18 protein-coding genes are annotated in these 16195 nt (G+C 57.1%); 11 read left to right on the top strand and 7 right to left on the bottom strand.

The genetic code is table 11. The features are described 5' to 3' along the window. Window positions 1-219 precede the first annotated feature (219 nt). The 5 genes from rpsA (at window position 220) to trpB (ending at window position 5068) form a co-directional block, all read left to right on the top strand. Window positions 220-1896: a 30S ribosomal protein S1 gene (rpsA, locus tag N1037_17185; protein UWS78975.1), complete on the top strand. Its 1677-nt coding sequence runs from the start codon at window positions 220-222 to the stop codon at window positions 1894-1896. A 411-nt stretch (window positions 1897-2307) separates the two neighbouring features. Beyond that, window positions 2308-2592 (top strand): integration host factor subunit beta, encoded by a 285-nt coding sequence (ihfB, locus tag N1037_17180; protein ID UWS78974.1) that lies wholly within the window; start codon window positions 2308-2310, stop codon window positions 2590-2592. Further along, on the top strand, window positions 2593-2943 hold the full coding sequence (locus N1037_17175) for a LapA family protein (protein ID UWS78973.1): 351 nt from the start codon (window positions 2593-2595) through the stop codon (window positions 2941-2943). Window positions 2944-2952: 9 nt separating this feature from the next. Then, a complete protein-coding gene (locus N1037_17170) occupies window positions 2953-3606 on the top strand; it encodes a phosphoribosylanthranilate isomerase (GenBank protein ID UWS78972.1) in 654 nt (217 codons plus the stop codon). Window positions 3607-3808: 202 nt separating this feature from the next. Next, the gene (gene trpB / locus N1037_17165) at window positions 3809-5068 is read left to right on the top strand and encodes a tryptophan synthase subunit beta (protein UWS78971.1); all 1260 of its coding nucleotides are present in this window, start codon (window positions 3809-3811) and stop codon (window positions 5066-5068) included. Between the two features lie 144 nt (window positions 5069-5212). Here trpB and N1037_17160 read toward each other — a convergent pair whose 3' ends face one another. The 4 genes from N1037_17160 to N1037_17145 form a co-directional block, all read right to left on the bottom strand. Continuing rightward, window positions 5213-5602, bottom strand: a complete 390-nt coding sequence (locus tag N1037_17160; GenBank protein UWS78970.1) for a DUF2237 domain-containing protein — start codon at window positions 5600-5602, stop codon at window positions 5213-5215. A 132-nt stretch (window positions 5603-5734) separates the two neighbouring features. Further along, window positions 5735-6481, bottom strand: coding sequence for an aminoacyl-tRNA hydrolase (pth, locus tag N1037_17155; protein ID UWS78969.1), 747 nt, complete (start codon window positions 6479-6481; stop codon window positions 5735-5737). Window positions 6482-6690: 209 nt separating this feature from the next. Then, a complete protein-coding gene (locus tag N1037_17150) occupies window positions 6691-6876 on the bottom strand; it encodes a peptidyl-tRNA hydrolase (protein UWS78968.1) in 186 nt (61 codons plus the stop codon). A gap of 359 nt (window positions 6877-7235) precedes the next feature. After that, window positions 7236-7868, bottom strand: a complete 633-nt coding sequence (locus tag N1037_17145; GenBank protein ID UWS78967.1) for a 50S ribosomal protein L25/general stress protein Ctc — start codon at window positions 7866-7868, stop codon at window positions 7236-7238. Window positions 7869-8173: 305 nt separating this feature from the next. Between N1037_17145 and N1037_17140 the strand changes: the two genes are divergently transcribed. Together N1037_17140 and N1037_17135 are read left to right on the top strand one after the other, a co-directional pair. Continuing rightward, window positions 8174-8599 (top strand): hypothetical protein, encoded by a 426-nt coding sequence (locus N1037_17140; GenBank protein ID UWS78966.1) that lies wholly within the window; start codon window positions 8174-8176, stop codon window positions 8597-8599. After that, window positions 8596-9315, top strand: coding sequence for an HTTM domain-containing protein (locus N1037_17135; protein ID UWS78965.1), 720 nt, complete (start codon window positions 8596-8598; stop codon window positions 9313-9315). The genes N1037_17140 and N1037_17135 overlap by 4 nt, the downstream gene beginning before the upstream one ends. A gap of 5 nt (window positions 9316-9320) precedes the next feature. On the opposite strand, the gene N1037_17130 is transcribed toward N1037_17135, so the two are convergent. The 3 genes from N1037_17130 to N1037_17120 all read right to left on the bottom strand — a co-directional run bounded on the left by N1037_17130 (window position 9321) and on the right by N1037_17120 (window position 12004). Further along, window positions 9321-10487, bottom strand: a complete 1167-nt coding sequence (locus N1037_17130) for an alpha-hydroxy-acid oxidizing protein (GenBank protein ID UWS78964.1) — start codon at window positions 10485-10487, stop codon at window positions 9321-9323. Window positions 10488-10627: 140 nt separating this feature from the next. Further along, entirely contained in the window at window positions 10628-11419 is a 792-nt protein-coding gene (gene trpA / locus N1037_17125; protein UWS78963.1) for a tryptophan synthase subunit alpha, read from the bottom strand. Window positions 11420-11509: 90 nt separating this feature from the next. After that, on the bottom strand, window positions 11510-12004 hold the full coding sequence (locus N1037_17120) for an acyloxyacyl hydrolase (GenBank protein ID UWS78962.1): 495 nt from the start codon (window positions 12002-12004) through the stop codon (window positions 11510-11512). Window positions 12005-12235: 231 nt separating this feature from the next. Here N1037_17120 and ychF point away from each other — a divergent pair, with 231 nt between their 5' ends. The 4 genes from ychF (at window position 12236) to N1037_17100 (ending at window position 16170) form a co-directional block, all read left to right on the top strand. Then, entirely contained in the window at window positions 12236-13333 is a 1098-nt protein-coding gene (gene ychF / locus N1037_17115) for a redox-regulated ATPase YchF (protein UWS78961.1), read from the top strand. Between the two features lie 196 nt (window positions 13334-13529). Further along, window positions 13530-14450: a nucleoside hydrolase gene (locus N1037_17110; GenBank protein ID UWS78960.1), complete on the top strand. Its 921-nt coding sequence runs from the start codon at window positions 13530-13532 to the stop codon at window positions 14448-14450. 102 nt (window positions 14451-14552) lie between these two features. After that, window positions 14553-14702 (top strand): hypothetical protein, encoded by a 150-nt coding sequence (locus N1037_17105; protein ID UWS78959.1) that lies wholly within the window; start codon window positions 14553-14555, stop codon window positions 14700-14702. Window positions 14703-15456: 754 nt separating this feature from the next. Next, window positions 15457-16170, top strand: a complete 714-nt coding sequence (locus N1037_17100) for a trypsin-like serine protease (protein ID UWS78958.1) — start codon at window positions 15457-15459, stop codon at window positions 16168-16170. Window positions 16171-16195: the final 25 nt, after the last annotated feature.

The raw sequence follows: 16195 nt of genomic DNA, 5'->3' as shown, positions 1-16195 counted from the left end.
TTTTACTTGCGCGGGGCCGGGAATCCGCTTAACAAGCGCGCTGTCAGTATAGGGGCGGCTAACGCTCGAATGGCAATCTGAGCAGGGTCGGGGAAAGTTCCGGCCCTTTGTGTTTGTTTGCTCCAGATGCCTTTGTGCCACGTCCCATGCGACCAAACCCCAAGACCGGCGGAGACAACCGCACGGCCAGAAAACTTTGTAAAGGAAACCTGAGACCTCATGGCTCAAAACGTATCTATGGAGGACTTCGAAGCCCTTCTTAACGAAAGCTTCGAAATGGACACCCCAAACGAGGGGTCCGTTGTTAAAGGCAAGGTTATCGCGATCGAAGCGGGCCAGGCCCTGATCGACGTAGGCTATAAGATGGAAGGCCGCGTTGACCTGAAAGAATTCGCAAATCCTGGCGAAGCTCCTGAAATTGCTGTCGGCGACGAAGTAGAAGTCTTCCTGCGTTCCGCTGAGAACGCCCGTGGCGAAGCTGTAATCTCTCGTGAGATGGCACGCCGCGAAGAAGCCTGGGACCGTCTGGAAAAAGCATATGCCGACGACGAGCGCGTCGAAGGTGCGATCTTTGGTCGTGTCAAAGGTGGCTTCACCGTCGATCTGGGTGGCGCAGTTGCCTTCCTGCCAGGTTCGCAAGTTGACGTCCGCCCCGTGCGTGACGCTGGCCCTCTGATGGGTCTGAAGCAGCCCTTCCAGATCCTGAAAATGGACCGTCGTCGTGGCAACATCGTTGTATCGCGTCGTGCGATCCTCGAAGAATCCCGTGCCGAACAGCGCGCCGAAGTTATCGGCAAACTGTCCGAGGGTGATTCTGTTGACGGTGTGGTCAAAAACATCACCGAATACGGTGCATTCGTTGACCTGGGCGGCGTAGACGGCCTGCTGCACGTCACCGACATGGCATGGCGTCGTGTGAACCACCCCTCCGAGATCCTGGCGATCGGCGAAACCGTCAAGGTTCAGGTCATCAAGATCAACAAAGAGACCCACCGTATCTCCCTCGGCATGAAACAGCTGCAGGAAGATCCATGGGATCTGGTTGGCGCCAAGTATCCGCTCTCCTCGGTCCACAAAGGCCGCGTGACAAACATCACCGATTACGGTGCATTTGTTGAGCTGGAGCCCGGTGTCGAAGGTCTGGTCCACGTCTCTGAGATGTCCTGGACCAAGAAGAACGTGCACCCCGGCAAGATCGTCTCCACTTCGCAAGAAGTTGACGTCATGGTTCTGGAAATCGACGGCTCCAAGCGCCGCGTTTCCCTGGGTCTCAAGCAGACACAGCGCAACCCATGGGAAGTCTTCTCGGAGAGCAACCCCGAGGGCACCGAAGTCGAAGGCGAAGTCAAGAACATCACCGAATTCGGTCTGTTCATTGGTCTCGAAGGCGACATCGACGGCATGGTTCACCTGTCCGACCTGTCCTGGGACGAGCGCGGCGAAGATGCGATCCAGAACTACCGCAAAGGCGACATGGTTTCGGCCGTTGTCTCCGAAGTGGACGTTGAAAAAGAGCGTATCTCCCTGTCGATCAAAGCCCTGGGCGGCGACAAGTTCGCAGAAGCCGTTGGCGGCGTGAAGCGTGGCTCCATTGTCACCGTGAACGTGACTGCCATCGAAGAAGGCGGCATCGAAGTCGAATACGAAGGCATGAAGAGCTTCATCCGTCGTTCCGACCTCAGCCGTGATCGCGCAGAGCAGCGCCCCGAGCGCTTCAATGTTGGCGACAAGGTCGACGTGCGCGTCACCAATGTCGACAGCAAGACCCGTCGTCTGGGTCTGTCGATCAAAGCTCGCGAGATTGCAGAAGAAAAAGAAGCTGTTGAGCAGTATGGTTCCTCGGATTCCGGCGCAAGCTTGGGCGATATCCTGGGCGCAGCTCTGAACAACGACTGATTTCGACCTGCACTTTAGGTTCTAAACGATTTGAACGGCCCTGCCTTTTGGTGGGGCCGTTTCTTTTTCGGCGGATTTCCACCACTCCTCGGCGCGCCCCAGACGGTCTCCGCCCCGGCACCGGTGGGCGCGGCCTGCGGTTCACAGCAGCGCTGAAAAGGGCGCTGTTCTGCTGGGGAACGGCTTGCGAATCAACTACTTCTCTTGCCGCCTGCGATGCGCAGTTAACGTCTTCGTTGGCTCTGCTTTGCTCTTTGCTGCGGTTAAAACTGTGAATTTGTGGTCGTTTGACGAATTTTGCAGGGTAAATATCGGCCAACTCTCTTCTGTTTTGGTTCCTAGATGGGGCTTTTGGACCTATAGTTGTCGTTAGCCGGCAAAGGCTTGCGTAGTTTTGGGAGGGCAGTGAGTATGATCCGTTCTGAATTGATTCAGAAGATTGCAGACGAAAACCCGCACCTGTATCAGCGGGATGTCGAAAGGATCGTGAATACGGTGTTTGAGGAAGTGACTGATGCGATGTCCCGGGGCGACCGGGTTGAATTGCGTGGCTTTGGGGCTTTCTCAGTGAAACAAAGGGACTCGCGCGTTGGTCGCAACCCACGCACTGGTGAAACTGTCCAAGTTGAAGAAAAACATGTTCCGTTCTTCAAGACCGGTAAGCTCTTGAGGGATCGCCTGAACGGAAAGGCCTAAATGCGTTATATTCGCTACGCTATCCTGGGAGCCCTGGGAATTCTGTTGGTTTCGGTTTGTATCGCAAACCGCACTATCGTTTCGCTGAAACTGCTGCCGGATGCAGTTGCTGAATTTGTCGGGATGAACCCTTCGATCTCTTTACCATTGTTCATGGTGGTTCTGGGTGGCCTCGGGGCCGGTCTGGTCATTGGCTTCATCTGGGAATGGATCCGCGAACATAAACATCGCCGGGCGGTCAGCAACCAGAATCGCGAAGTAAAGAAACTGTCGCGCGAAGTGAAAAAGCTGAAGCAACAAAAACATGAGGGCAAGGACGAGGTTCTGGCCCTTTTGGACGAGGCTAGCTGAGCAAAGCGAATGAGTGCTATTCGGGTCAAGATCTGTGGGCTCAACAGCCCACAGGACGTCGCTGCGGCTGCCGCTGCAGGTGCCGCCTATGTTGGTTTTGTCTTTTTTCCAAAATCTCCACGTAATATCTCCATTGAACAGGCCACCCACCTGGCGTTGGAGGCCCCTGTTGGTCTGTGCAACGTGGCGCTGACGGTGAATGCCGATGATGCCATGCTGGACACTCTGACCGATGCGGTGCCACTGGATATGTTGCAGCTGCACGGCAGCGAGAGCCCGGAGCGGGTTGCCGAGGTAAAAGCGCGCTATGGGTTGCCAGTGATGAAGGCAATTGGGGTGGCAGATGCTGCAGATCTGCCGCAGATTGATCTCTATTCTCAGGTGGCGGATCAGTTGCTGATTGATGCCAAACCGCCCAAGAACGCTGATCTGCCGGGCGGCAATGGGCTGGCCTTTGACTGGCGTCTGCTGGCGGGTCGCAAATACTGGCAGCGCCCCTGGATGCTGGCAGGCGGGCTCACCCCCGAAAATGTCGCAGAGGCGGTGCGCATGACTGGTGCCCGGCAGGTTGATGTCTCTTCTGGTGTCGAGGCAGCGCCGGGGCAAAAAGATGCTGCGCTGATTGCCCGGTTTAGTGCGGCCGCCCAGTCTGTGGCTGTCTGAGTGGCAGTTGGCCCACGCGCTGCTGATTGGTCGCTTGGTGCCTCCTCTGAGGCCAACATGTTTGTGCATCAGCAGTGCAGGGGCCGTTGGGTAAATCTGAAGCCCGACAGATAGAATCCTTCCTTGCCTCCCTTTACCCGCCGCCGCCCGCAGGCTAGTCATATCGGGCGCAGCGACCAGTGCTTCGACAAGGGGAAGAACCATGGCAAACGATCTCTTCAACAGCTTTATGAACGGACCTGACGAAAAAGGTCGCTTTGGCATCTTTGGTGGACGATTTGTCTCGGAAACCCTGATGCCGCTGATCCTCAGCCTGGAAGAGGAATATAACCGGGCCAAAGATGATCCCAGCTTTTGGGCAGAGATGGAGAGCCTCTGGAAGCACTATGTTGGCCGTCCCAGCCCGCTGTACCACGCTGAGCGCCTGAGCACCCATCTGGGTGGTGCCAAGATCTACATGAAGCGCGACGAGCTGAACCACACCGGCGCGCATAAGGTCAATAATGTGTTGGGCCAAATCCTGCTGGCGCGGCGCATGGGCAAGTCCCGCATCATTGCGGAAACCGGCGCGGGCCAGCACGGGGTTGCTACGGCAACTGTCTGCGCCAAGTTTGGTTTGAAATGTGTGGTTTACATGGGCGCCCATGATGTGAAACGTCAGGCCCCCAATGTCTTCCGCATGCGTCTCCTGGGCGCCGAAGTCATTCCGGTGACTTCGGGGCGCGGCACCCTCAAGGATGCCATGAACGACGCTCTGCGCGACTGGGTGACCAACGTCAACGATACCTTTTATTGCATCGGGACCGCAGCAGGCCCGCATCCCTATCCGGCGCTGGTCCGTGATTTCCAGTCGATCATCGGCAAAGAGGTGCGGTGGCAGTTGGCCGAGCAAGAGGGCGAAGGTCGTCTGCCAGATACGCTGATTGCGGCGATCGGTGGTGGCTCCAATGCCATCGGGTTGTTCCATCCTTTCCTGGATGACAAATCGGTCCAGATCATTGGCGTCGAAGCCGGCGGTAAGGGCGTCGATGACCGGATGCAGCACTGTGCCTCGCTGACCGGAGGCCGCCCTGGTGTGCTGCACGGCAACCGCACCTATCTGTTGCAGGACGATGATGGTCAGATCCGTGAGGGCTTTTCGATCTCTGCTGGTCTGGATTACCCTGGCATCGGGCCAGAGCATTCCTGGCTGCACGATACGGGCCGCGCCGAATATGTCTCGATCACCGACAAGGAAGCCCTGGAGGCCTTCCAGCTGTCCTGCGCAATGGAGGGTATCATCCCGGCGTTGGAGCCCAGTCATGCGCTGGCCCACGTGATGAAGATCGCACCAGAGCTGCCATCGGACCATATCATCGTGATGAATATGTGCGGGCGCGGCGACAAAGATGTCTTTACCGTCGCGCGCCATTTGGGCTTTGACATGTCCGACACGGAAGAGGGGCGGGATCTGGAAGACTAACCGGTCACAGTCCAAGCCTTGTAATCAAAGGAAAAGAGCCGCCCCGGAAACCACCAGGGGCGGCGTTCAGCTGCTTCAGGGTTTCTGCAGAACCGTCTTGAAACCTCGGACCTGCGGCTGCCGGATAAGGCACTACCGCCGCCGCTAGGGGCGCGGGTCTGATGTCTTGACGGCGTGGTTTTGCAACAGCGACAAAGGCACAATGTCCAGGGCCCGCGCATGGGTCGCCTCAAGACAGACAAGCGGCGCGCAACCTTCGTCGGCGGCTTGCAAAAACCGCCCGGCGCAGAGGCACCATTGATCCCCGGGCTTCAATCCAGCAAAGCCAAATTCGGGTCGCGCTGTGGAGAGATCATTGCCGACATATTTTGAATAAGCGAGGAATTCGGCTGTCATGACAGCACAGACCGTGTGGCTGCCCTGGTCTTGGCTGCAGGTGTTGCAATACCCGTCGCGAAAAAAGCCGGTGAGCGGCGCCAGTGAGCAGGGCGCCAGCGCGCCGCCCAGAACATTTATGCTTTGATCCTGTTTCATGGGTTTAGCCTACAACATTCTAGCCAAGTTTCGGAATATTTTGATATTGATCCTGCTGACGCGTCTATTCGCGGCAAAACGGGGCGTCCCCGCCCAGAGGCGACTGCAAAGGCAGGTGCAAAAGGGGGGGCGTTATTTGAACTTATCTACCAGCTTTTCCAGAGCAGATCGATCATCCGGCTCTACGGCTGCTTTGGGGGGCGCAGGACGGGCAGCAGGTTCCGAAGCGTGTTGTGACACAGTTTTTTGGGTATCCTGTTGGGGGGCGGGTTTCTTGCCGGTGGGTGGTTTTGAGCCGCCAGAGCTGCGTGGTGGAGCCACCCGCAGCGACACTGCGTTCATGAACTTGCCCCCATCCCCGGCGGCCAGCGCCGCAGCCCCATCCGAGATACCGCGCAGCAGATCATCCAGCCAGGCCTCATCCGCCTTGGGGAAGTCGCGCAACACATAGCCCGCCACCGCATCTTTGTGGCCAGGGTGTCCCACCCCCAGCCGGACCCGGGCATAGTCCGCTCCGATATGAGAATGCAACGAGCGCAGCCCGTTGTGGCCGGCATGGCCACCGCCCTGTTTGACCCGGCATTTGCCCGGCGCCAGATCCAGTTCATCGTGCAATACGGTGACATCTGCGCTGGTGAGCTTGTAAAACCGCATCACCTCGCCAACGGACTGGCCAGAGAGGTTCATGAAGGTCTGGGGCTTGAGCAGCAAGACCTTGATGCCCCCCAGTGTGCCCTCACAGATCTGGCCCTGAAATTTTGATTTCCAGGGCGAAAACCCATGGTCAGAAGCAATTTCATCCAGCGCCATAAAGCCGATATTGTGCCGGTTGCGGGCATATTTGGCACCGGGATTTCCGAGCCCAACAAAGAGTTTCATAGCCTGTCTCATCCCAGGTTTCGGGTGCTTGCGATCCCTGACTGTAAGCGTGCCAGTCAGATTGGCAACCGGTCATGGGGTTTGAGGCTATATGGCGCGGTTCGAGGCAAATATCCAGAGCCGCGGTCCGAAGGGGGCCGAAATCCCAACGAGGGGGCTGGTTTGATCTGTATGTACACTGGCATGCGGTGTCTTGGGCCCTGCGCTGCTCAGAGCCCGTGGGCGCCGCGCTGTGGTAGGGAGTAGTCCGCATCTTTGCCCAGCAGATGACGGGGAATAGGATCGGATATGATCTCGCCGCGAAACCTGGGGGCATCAAAGTTGAACCCACGCAAGATCCGGAACAAAAGCCTTCTGCGCAGCTTGGCCTCTTCCTGCTCCAACCGATCTAACATCACACATCACCCCTTACTCTAGACAGATGGGAGCCTGGCTGGAAAAGGCAAACGAGAGGTTTTCACAAAGCAGGATTCTCTTTAGAGCTTGTCCCTTTTTTTGGACAGTTTTTGCGGATTTATGGCTTGTTTTACTTTCGATGGATGCTTGGCGTCTGGCCGCTGCGAGGGCGACAATACGCCAAGCTGCTGAAAAAACCGCAGCCGAAACACACCCCTTTGAAACAGACGCAGCGGAAACGGACACAGCTGAAACGGACACAGTCGAAACGGACACAGGGGCAGACGCAAAGGCCGACGCAAAAAAAAACGGGGCCCCGCAGGACCCCGTTTCATCACATCCCAAAGGGGAGGTGATTTTACTCTTCAGCAGCAGCAGCGGCTTCTTCGCCGGCGTCTTCGTCTTCGTCAGCGGCAGAGATGCCACCAGGTGCTGCGATATTTGCAATAACGAAGTCGCGGTCGATTGTTGGACGCGCGCCTTTTGGCAGCTCGATCGAGGAGATAGTGATCACGTCGCCGATTTGGCTGTTCGCCAGATCAACGGTGAGCTTCTCAGGGATGTCACCTGCGGTAACAACCAGCTCGACTTCGGGGCGAACAACAGCAAGCATGCCGCCCTTTTTGACGCCGGGGCAGGTGTCTTCGTTGATGAATTCAACCGGGATGAACAGGTTGATTTCCGAAGTCCGGCGCAGGCGCATCAGGTCGAGGTGCGTGGGCAGGTCTTTGACAACGTCACGCTGAACGTCGCGGCAGATCACGCGCACGTCTTCCTGGCCTTCAACTTTCAGGTTCCACAGGGTGGACTTGAATTTGCCGGCTTTCAGCTTTTTCAACAGAACGTTGAACGGGATCTGGATCGAAAGGGGATCCGCGTCACCACCGTAAACAACACCAGGAACCATGCCAGCACGACGTGCTGCGCGAGCGGCGCCCTTGCCCGTCCCCGCACGTTCCTCGGCGACGAGATCAGGAATCTCTTTTGCCATTTGTATTCTCCAATATATCTAGGTGGAGTGCCTCCAAGGCTGTCACTCCACGTGAAGGCCTGCGCTTACAGGGGATTTGGGATTCTCGCAAGGGGGCATTCGCTTGAACTGCCAGTTGCGAGCGCTGCCCCCGGACTGCGACCTTCCGCCGGGATATTTTTGTCCAAATGAAAGGGACTGAAAAAGGTGATCTGTCGCGAGGCGGCGCACAGATATGGGATGCGGTAAAGCCGCGGGTGCTAAGGGAAGTATTAAAGGCCATAGGTTAGTCTGGAAACCCTGTCCATTCTCCGGAGCCTGCTGAGGTGCTGCATCTCTTTTCCCTCTTTTTGCCAACGGTGATTCCCTCCTGGCGGTTTTTCAAGACCGTGGCGCCTTCGCCGCGGATTGAATACCGCCTGATTGAGGCTGGCCGGGTGGGGGACTGGCAGGAGGACCGTCCGCGGCCTGGGCATCTTGGGTTTGGTCAAATCCTGCGGCGCATGCTGTGGAACCCGGAATGGAATGAGCAGCTCTATCTGGTCAGCTGCTCTGAGCGTCTGATTGATGAGCCCAGTCAGCATAGCGTCGACGAAATCAACCTTCGGGTTGCGCGGCTATTACCTGCCGGACAACAAGAGCTGCAGTTTCGCCTTGTGTTTGTGTCGCGTGAGCAGGGGCAGATCGTCAAGCTGGTGGAATATGAAAGCAGTCCTGTTTCTCTGATCACCCTACAGGAGGCGGTGGGATGAGTGGCCTGAGTTTCTTGCAGCAGGGGCTTTCAGCGGGGCAGGCGATGGGCTGGATGCAGCTTTTGCTGGCCTTCGCCATTGCTCAGCAAAGCCTGGAGCACCTGGCACTGGGTGCGTTGGGGCTGCGGGACCGGATGATCTTTGTGCCGCGCTTGGTGCTTTGTGTTGTCATGGGGCTGGGCATTGGCGGCGCCTGGCCTGTTTGGGGGCTTTGGGGGATTAGCCTGGCCATGCTCTGGCGCTATCAGGGGCCCTATAATGGCGGCAGCGACAAGATGACCATGCTGATCCTCAGCTGTCTGAGCCTGGCGCATCTGGCGCCAACAGCGTTCTGGCAGGAGATGGCACTGTCTTATCTGGCGGTGCAATTGGTGCTGTCATATTTTGTCTCAGGCCTGGTCAAGGTGGTGAACCCGGAATGGCAGCGGGGGGAGGCCCTGCGCGATGTCTTTCGCTTTTCCGCCTATCCGGTGAGCGAGGGACTGCGGGGGCTGGCGGATCATCCGCGTTTTCTGTTTGTGATGGGCTGGGCGGTGATCCTTTTCGAGCTGGTCTTTCCGCTGGCTCTGTTGGATCCGGTGGCGCTGAAGCTGGCGCTACTGTGTGCTGCCGGGTTTCACTTTTCCAACGCCTGCTTTTTTGGACTGAACCGGTTTTTCTGGATCTGGCTCTGTGCCTATCCGGCCCTGATCTGGTTTCAGGACCGGATTTTCTAAGGGGTTCAGTCCTGCCAGTCGCCTTCAAAATCCTTGGGGATCAGCAGATTGTGCCGCCCGAGGTTGGCAATGTCGCGCTCGCCACAGAGCGCCATGGTGGTGTCCAACTCTTTGTGGATCACCTCCAGCGCCGTGGTGACGCCTTTTTGTCCCATGGCGCCCAGCCCGTAGACAAAGGCGCGGCCAATCATGGTGCCAGAGGCGCCCATGGCCAGCGATTTCAGCACGTCCTGACCTGAGCGAATGCCGCTGTCCAGGATGATCTCGACCTCTCCGCCAACCGCATCCATGATCTGCGGCAACATTCGGATCGAGCTCAGCGCGCCGTCCAGCTGGCGGCCGCCGTGGTTGGAGACAACAATTGCATCTGCCCCGACTTTGACTGCCATCTTGGCGTCTTCGGCATCCAGAATACCCTTGAGGATCACCTTGCCGCCCCACATTTCCTTCAGCTTGGCAATCTTGTCCCAGTCCAGCGACAGGTCGAACTGTTCCGCAGTCCAGGCCCCCAGCGAAGAGGCATCGGAGATACCGTCGACATGGCCGACAATATTGCCAAACTCACGTCGTTTAGCGCCAAGCATTTCGATGCCCCAGGCCCATTTGGTCATCAGATTGGCGATGGTTTTTGGCGTCAGCTTTGGCGGCGCGGACAGACCGTTTTTCAGGTCCTTGTGCCGCTGACCGAGGATCTGCAAATCCAGGGTGATCACCAGGGCCGAGCATTTGGCATCCTTGGCCCGCTGGATCAGCCGCCGCACGTAGTCTGCGTCGTTCATTGTATAGAGCTGGAACCAGAAGGGTTTGGTTGTTGCTTCGGCGACATCCTCGATCGAATTGATGGACATGGTCGACAGTGTAAAGGGGACGCCAAAGTCTTCGGCGGCTTTGGCGGCTTTGATTTCACCATCGGCATGTTGCATGCCAGTCAGCCCAACCGGCGCCAGGGCCACGGGCATGGCGACATCTTCACCGATCATCTGCGCGGCAGTGCTGCGCCCTGACATATCTACCGCAACCCGTTGGCGCAGGCGGATCTGTTCAAAGTCAGATGTGTTTTCGCGAAAGGTCTGTTCGGTCCAGCTGCCGCTTTCCGCATAGTCAAAAAACATCCGCGGCACCCGCCGTTCGTAGATGCGTTTCAGATCCTGAATATTGGTGATTACCGGCACGGATAAACCCTCGCTTTGGTGTGGTAAGGTTTCCTTACCAATTTTAAGCGCTCACTGCAACACTCAGAGTGCCCTTCCCAAAACGCAAAAGGCCGCACCCAAAGGCGCGACCCAGTCTTGTTCCGGAACTGTGAAAATAGTTAGCCCCGATGGGCGCCATCCGCGAGGGATTTTACAAAACCCAGCACCTGAGACACCGGCTTGCCGCTTGCCATCTGGCTGACGATGGCGCTGCCAACCACGGCCCCGTCAGAGATCGAGGCAATGTTCTGTGCTTTTTCTGGCGTGTTGATGCCAAACCCGACGATGACCGGCAGATCAGTCGAAGCTTTGATACGGGCCACTTCGGGGCCGACATCGCCCGCCTGGGCTTCGGCTGAACCGGTAATGCCGGTGACGGAGACATAGTAGACAAACCCAGAGGTGTTCTGCAGCACGGTGGGCAGGCGTTTGTCATCGGTTGTTGGGGTTGCCAGCCGGATAAAGTTCAAACCCGCTTTTTGTGCCGGAATGCACAGTTCATCGTCTTCTTCAGGGGGCAGGTCCACCACGATCAACCCGTCAATGCCGGCGGCTTTGGCATCCAGCAGGAACTTGTCGACACCGCGACTGTAGATCGGGTTGTAATACCCCATCAAAACGATGGGGGTGGTGTTGTCATCCCTGCGGAACTCAGCGGCCAGCTGCAGCGTTTTTTCCAGGGTCATGCCGCCATCAAGCGCGCGCTGGCCTGCCAGCTGAATAGTGGGGCCGTCGGCCATGGGATCGGTGAAGGGCAGGCCAAGTTCGATAATGTCGACACCCGCCGCTGGCAGGCCCTTTACCAGCTCTAGCGAGCGCTCATAGTCTGGGTCACCAGCCATGACATAGGAGACAAAGGCCTTTTTGCCGGCAGCTTTGAGTTCGGCGAATTTGGCATCAATACGGGTCATGGTCAGGCCTCTTGCAACTTACCGCTCCGGTGTGCCGAAAGTTGCAAGGGAAATCAATCCCGAGGCTGAGCCCATTTGCGTTTTGATCCGCTAGTTCAGCGGAATATGCCAACGCAGGGTCAAACTATTCACACCAGGATTGATGTCGGCTGTCGAGGCATTGGATTTATGGCTGAGCGCTAGAGATAGGGCCTTGCCGTTCTTGAACTGTTTGCCCACCGCAAGCTGGCTGCGGATTTCAAAGGTAGAGCCGAGATCGTTCACGGCAGTGCCTTCAATAAAGGCACCGGGCAAAACGCTGGCCTCGATAAACCAATCCTGTTTCAGGTCCCATTTGCCACTTAGGCCGCCCCCTACAAAGGCATCCCCTGTGTCAACCACTTCAACCGCGCCCGCCAGTCGTGCGGAAAACACATTGCCTTCATAAAAGGGGCGATGGTTGTACTCCAGTGACAGGATCGCACCATCCTCTGCGCCATTCAGTGAATAGTCGGAGTAGCCTGCGCCAAGAACGATCTCCTGCCCAAAGGCGGAGCTCGCGAGCCCTGCGGTGAGAACCGCAGAGAGAAGAATTCTTTTTTTCATGTCTTTCCTCAAAACGTCATGGAACTTGGGAGGAGGTAGGATAAGAATCGGCGATTTAAACCTGCGCACACGTTTATGATATCATAAGTGAAGATTTCACATTTAACAGTGTGCTGCTGCGGGTCAAGAGATCTGCGCGTGAAGTCAGGCAAGGCTCGGCGGGCGATGCTACCTTGCGCCGGGACGCAATGCTGCCTAGAAGCCATTGCCAAATGGCATCAGGAGGCCGAGATGGGCTTTAAAATGGGAATTGTGGGCCTGCCGAACGTCGGCAAGTCGACCTTGTTCAACGCATTGACCAAAACCGCATCGGCGCAGGCCGCGAATTTTCCGTTCTGCACCATCGAGCCCAATGTGGGTGAAGTTGGCGTGCCGGACAGCCGCCTGGACAAACTGGCGGCGATTGCCGGTTCAAAGCAGATCATCCCAACCCGGATGACCTTTGTCGATATTGCCGGTCTGGTAAAAGGCGCTTCCAAAGGCGAGGGCCTGGGCAACCAGTTCTTGGCAAATATCCGCGAAACCGATGCAATTGCACATGTTTTGCGCTGCTTTGAGGATGGCGACGTGACCCATGTCGACGGGCGCGTTGATCCGGTTGCGGATGCGGAAACCATCGAGACCGAGCTAATGCTGGCGGATCTCGAGAGCATCGAAAAGCGCCGTGCCAATTTGGTACGCAAGCTAAAAGGCAATGACAAAGAGGCCCAGCAACAAGAGCGTCTTCTGGCCGAAGCCCAGAAAATGCTGGAAGAGGGAAAGCCTGCCCGCCTGGTAGAAGTGGACGAAGAAGACGCCAAAGCCTGGAAGATGCTGCAGCTCTTGTCCACCAAGCCGGTTCTCTATGTCTGCAACGTCGGTGAGTCGGAATCAGCCGAAGGGAACGCGCATTCTGCCAAAGTTGCGGAAATGGCGGCGGCTCAGGGCAATTCACATGTGATAATTTCGGCGCAGATCGAAGAAGAGATCAGCCAGCTTGATGCAGACGAAGCTCAGATGTTTCTTGAGGAAATGGGTCTTGAAGAAGCCGGACTCGACCGGCTTATTCGTGCGGGCTACGAGCTGCTGCACCTGGAAACCTATTTCACCGTCGGCCCCAAAGAGGCGCGGGCCTGGACCATTCGTCAGGGCACCTCTGGGCCGCAGGCTGCCGGTGTCATCCACGGCGACTTTGAAAAGGGCTTTATCCGGGCCGAAACCATTGCCTATGAGGACTTTATTGCCTGCAATGGCGAACAGGGCGCCAAAGAGGCCGGCAAGATGCGCGCCGAGGGTAAATCCTACATCGTACAAGACGGCGATGTGATGCACTTCTTGTTCAATACCTAAACGCTTTTGCAGTGTGATCCTGGCCTATCGATGGCCATTTTACCGATATGCTCCCCCATGCAGTGTAAATGTATGGGGGTTTTCTTTTGATTTGCCGGATGCCGCTTTGGCAACCCTGGTCTTGAATTGGGGGCGGGGCTTGAAGCGCTGCGGGCGCAAATGCTAGGCCGGCCGGGGGCGCCAAGTGGAGACAGCCATGATTAAACTGATAATTGACACGGATCCTGGCATTGATGATGCCATGGCGATCTTTTACGCGGCGGCGGCGCCGGAAATCTCGCTTCTGGGGCTCACCACGGTTTTTGGCAATGTCACCACCCAGATTGCCACGCGAAATGCCCTGCGCCTGCTCGAAGCCGCAGATTTGCAGGTGCCGGTGGCCCATGGGGCCGAGGCACCTTTGTCTTTGCCGCCGTTCTCGCCGTCGGCACAGGTTCATGGCGACGAAGGTTTTGGCGATATCCCAGCCCAGCAGCCCATAGGCGCGCCGGTGGCAGAGGAGGCCGCGGATTTTCTGATCCGCATGGCCCGCGAACACCGGGGCGAGCTGGTGCTGTGCCCTATCGGTCCTTTGACCAATATCGCCCTGGCCATTCAGCGCGACCCTGAGTTTGTCAAAAACCTCAAGCGGATTGTCATTATGGGCGGATCGCTGGAGGAAGGCGGCAATATCACCGCTCATGCCGAGGCCAATATCTACCACGACCCCCATGCGGCGGATGTGGTCTTTGCTTCCGGCGCGGATCTGGTGATGGTTGGGCTGGATGTGACCCATCAAATTCTGTGTACCGCAGCCGATTTCAGCTCGATTGCGGCCCGGTCGCCCGCATTGGGGGGGATGTTGCAGAAGATGTCAGAGTTCTATCTGAACTTTTATGAAACCGTGGGGAAGTTTGACGGCTGCTCCCTGCATGATCCTGCTGCGGTGATTGCCTGCAGCCACCCGACCTTGTTTGAGGTCAAGAAACTGCCGGTCCGGGTGTCCTGTACCGGAGAGACCTCAGGCGCGACAGTAGAAGCGGGCAAGGGCAGCCGAGCAGCGACTTCGGTTTGCCTCAATGTCGACGCGCAAGCGGTGAAAACACTGTTCCTTGAACGCCTGGCATTGCTGCCCTGAGCAGGCGCTGCGCCGCCGCCTTGGCGCGCTATTGGTGATTTGCCTCAAGGGAAATCGATGTCTTCTTAAGTGGAAATATTAAGAGCCGGGCTCCCCACCAGTTTGCTGGGACTTGTCCGCGAGCCGTTCCGTGGCGCCGTTGGCAGACGGTTGATTGCCGTCTACGAGGCTGACGTGACGGCCCGCTATGGGCGCAAGGATTTTAAAACCCGGGTGCGGCGGTCGCGTTTTCCTCTGGGGGAGCAGGGCTAGCTGCTGCAGGTTCTGCCCACGGCAGGTCGTGAATAGGACAGGCGGGGCATTTTTCGTGGCAACACGGTCGGTCGGCCTGTCCGCTTTTGCATCATCTCCAAAGATTTTGACTGCGCTGTAGAGGCTCCGCTGTTGCTGGTCTTCTGTGGATTGCCCAGGCGGCCCTAGAATAAAGCTTCCTAAGCGAGGTTGTGCCGTGATCTGGCGCCATGTCTCAGGGGCATTGGACACACAGTAGCACCTGCAAGGCTCAGGAGGGGGCGTGCCCCCTGCGCAGCCGGGGCGCGGACAAACAGTCAGCCGGATGTAGCTGGCTGACCCGTGGCGCAGCCTCTCTTATTGCCGCAGGGCGACACCTTAACGAAGCGAGGCGCAATTATTGATTTGGAAAGAGAATCCAGAAGGAGCTGCGATGCGAATCGTGGCTGATTCTTGCCCCAATTGGGTGAGAATTGGCAGCAGCCCACCGAATTCTTACCGAAGTCTTGTGGTCCAAGAGGTATTTTAGGGCGCATGAACGAGACAAAAATGCACGTTTTTACAGGTGTTTGGCTAAAATCTTAAGAAGAGTCTTAACGTCAGGTGGTCTTTTGCTCTGTTTTAGCACCATTCTGCAGCATCAATAACCGGGGGGTTAGGGAATTGTTAACGCTGCCACATTCTGTCCACGATTTCGTCCACCACGCACAAGATTGGGCCCCATTCCAGCCGCACGACTGAACAAACATGTCGATGTGGGAATTTGGAGTGGAAAATGAAACAAATAATCGCTGTGGCTGCGGCCTGCTTGCTTGCAAGTATGTCCAGCGGCGCGAGGGCGGATGATCCGCAATTTGGAGCAAGATCGCTACCTGGGTGGGAAGCGGTTGGACGTCTGAATATTTCGGGACGCAATATGTGTACCGGATCCTTGATTGCGCCAAATTTAGTACTGACCGCGGCCCATTGCCTGTATGATCCGGTAACTGGACGCGCGATTGATCCGACGACGATCAAATTTGAAGCGGGCCTTGTGGGGCGACGTTCCAAGGCTGCACGCAACATTGCCAAAGCAGTGGTGCATCCTGGATATCGCCACAGTGAAAGAGGCGACACACTGATGGGCAGCGACATTGCGGTGCTCCGTCTGTCTCGACCGATCAGTTCGAGTCAGATCCAGCCGTTGGGCATGTCCCTGAATGCCAATCGCGGAGACGCAGTAGGCGTGTTGTCTTATAACTTCAATCATGCGACGCGCCCCAGTTTGGAACGCAGTTGCGAGGTTCTGGCAAGACAGCGCACAACCTTGGTAATGTCATGTCTGGTTGATTTTGGAGCCTCAGGCGCACCGGTTCTACAGGTGAACCCTGGTCGATCGCCCACACTGGTTTCGGTGGTTTCTGCCAAGGCCGCGATGGGGAGCAGGCCAGTGTCGATTGGAACCGCGCTGGATTCAACCCTGTGGCGCTTGATGCAGCAGGCCGGCTGACGACAGATACGTCCCTCCTTAGCGA

The sequence above is a fragment of the Phaeobacter sp. G2 genome (assembly GCA_025163595.1).
In the GTDB taxonomy this organism is placed as follows: Bacteria; Pseudomonadota; Alphaproteobacteria; order Rhodobacterales; family Rhodobacteraceae; genus Pseudophaeobacter.
Note: the sequence above shows the minus strand (reverse complement) of the source record. Positions and strands in the feature narration are given on the sequence as shown.